The sequence below is a fragment of the Streptococcus oralis genome, assembly GCF_964238205.1.
Taxonomy (GTDB): domain Bacteria; phylum Bacillota; class Bacilli; order Lactobacillales; family Streptococcaceae; genus Streptococcus; species Streptococcus oralis_CZ.
In genome coordinates this window covers 155,022-157,462 of the sequence record NZ_CAXSLF010000005.1, presented here as the reverse complement: position 1 = coordinate 157,462, position 2,441 = coordinate 155,022, and the positions used below count along the sequence as shown (strand labels likewise).

Annotated in this window: 1 pseudogene; it reads right to left on the bottom strand. The window is 42.8% G+C overall.

The features are described from left to right. Positions 1 to 2,087, bottom strand: a pseudogene (locus ACESOD_RS08030) (hypothetical protein); the annotation flags it as partial. Positions 2,088 to 2,441: the final 354 nt, after the last annotated feature.

Below are 2,441 nucleotides of genomic sequence, written 5' to 3'. Positions count from 1 at the left end.
GCTGATTGGCTCGCACTTGTTGACGCTGACTCAGACGCTGATGTACTTGCTGATTGGCTCGCACTTGTTGATGCTGATTCAGAAGCTGATGTGCTTGCTGATTGGCTTGCACTTGTTGATGCAGATTCAGAAGCTGATGTGCTTGCTGATTGGCTTGCACTTGTTGATGCTGATTCAGAAGCTGATGTGCTTGCTGATTCTGATGCACTTGTTGATGCTGATTCAGATGCTGATGTGCTTGCTGATTGGCTTGCACTTGTTGATGCTGACTCAGACGCTGATGTGCTTGCTGATTGGCTTGCACTTGTTGATGCTGATTCAGAAGCTGATGTGCTTGCTGATTGGCTCACACTTGTACTTGCTGACTCAGATGCTGATGTACTTGCTGACTGGCTTGCACTTGTTGACGCTGACTCAGACGCTGATGTACTTGCTGATTGGCTCACACTTGTACTTGCTGACTCAGACGCTGATGTACTTGCTGATTGACTAGCGCTTGTACTTGCTGACTCAGACGCTGATGTACTTGCTGATTGGCTCGCACTTGTTGACGCTGACTCAGATGCTGATGTGCTTGCTGATTGACTAGCGCTTGTTGACGCTGATTCAGAAGCTGATGTGCTTGCTGATTGGCTCGCACTTGTGCTTGCTGACTCAGATGCTGATGTACTTGCTGATTGGCTTGCACTTGTTGATGCTGACTCAGACGCTGATGTGCTTGCTGATTGGCTCGCACTTGTTGACGCTGACTCAGACGCTGATGTACTTGCTGATTGGCTCACACTTGTACTTGCTGACTCAGACGCTGATGTGCTTGCTGATTGACTAGCGCTTGTTGACGCTGACTCAGACGCTGATGTGCTTGCTGATTGGCTCGCACTTGTTAACGCTGACTCAGATGCGCTTGTGCGTGCAGATTCTGAGGCACTCGTTGAAGCTGATTCTGAAGCTGATGTGCTTGCTGACTCTGAGGCTGACTGCGAAGTTGATAGACTAGTATCATCTTTGTCTTCCACAATTACATTGAAGTAATTAGTAAAGGTAGTATCATCATCACTACCCGAATACGGTCTAAAAGTAAAGGAAGTGTCGCTTTCAGAATTTATCGGAACAGTCCAAGTTGACGTTAAAGCATAACCTTGTTTTGAATAGAAACCAGTCAACTGGGCACCATTGCCCCATGTGTAATTACCAGGTCCATTTTCAGTTATAGGTGTATTACTATCTTTCAGTAAACCTTTATTCGTAAATTTATTTCCTGAAGAGTCTGTAAGATAACTTGTTACACTTGAAGGAGTACCAAGTCCACTACCCAAGGTAAACATGGTTTGCTTTGAGGTACCAGTATTGTAGATAGTATGATTAGCACTTGCTCTAGCTGATGGCTTCTCAACAGTCGAGGTTTTAGGATTATCATAAGTAATTGTATAAACAAAAGTTAGTTTTGAACCATCATTTGTCACGGTTAACTTATAATAAATTGGAATATTATATCCTGTGTCTGTACCTTCACCCGTGAAGTATTTTGACTCACCTACTGCAATGTTTAAATTTGCGCTTATAGCAGGGCTACCATTGACAGTTGTATTGCCCGAAAAACCTGCAGTAGTCAAGGCTGACATTAACTCATCAACTGCACTTCCGAGTTGTTCCCGTTGTTGAGCATATTGTTCCAAAGTTGCATTTGATTTCAGTAAGCGATTACTATTAGAAATTTCAAACTGAATTTTTGCAATAGCAGCATCCAAAGAAGCCTTGTGCCCCAAGTTTGTTACTTTTGATGAATAATTTCCTGCAAGATTTGCAAGTATTTCTGCTTCTGATAAGTTTTGATCCAAAAGAACTTTAGCAGGTGATGACGAACCTTGACTAGTTGTTTCTCCTTCTTTCAAATCTTGATTAGAAGTACTTTGAGAAACAAAAGCTACTATAGAATCACGAGCTAAAGTAGCCTTATTCACTGCCGCAGTCAAATCGCTATTTGAATCTGCTAAAGCTTTTTCAATTTCTAATATAGCCGAATTTACCTTAGTGATAGCTGAATCAGCATCTGGCAAATCTACTGCTTTTGCAAGATACTCACCCATCTCAGCTGAAAGTTTAGCAAGTTTCTTACGATCTTCTTCGACCTTCTTAGCAGTTGCTTCTGTAGCGGCAGTTGTGGCTACAAGATCCGTTGCAGAAGACGAGAAGTTGGTAGTTGAATCTGCAACTTTCTCAACTTTAGAAATTTGGTTAGCAAGGGTTACCTTGCCCTCTAAAGTTGTCGATGGCGTTTCTGACGATTCATCTGTTCTATCAGTTGGCGTGCTTGTATCAGTTACAGTTTCCTTCGTAGCTGTTTGAGAGCCTACTGCAATAGATGAAGCAGAAACACTTGTTGAAGCAGACTCAGATGCGCTTGTACTTGCTGATTCAGAGACACTTGTACTAGCAGATGC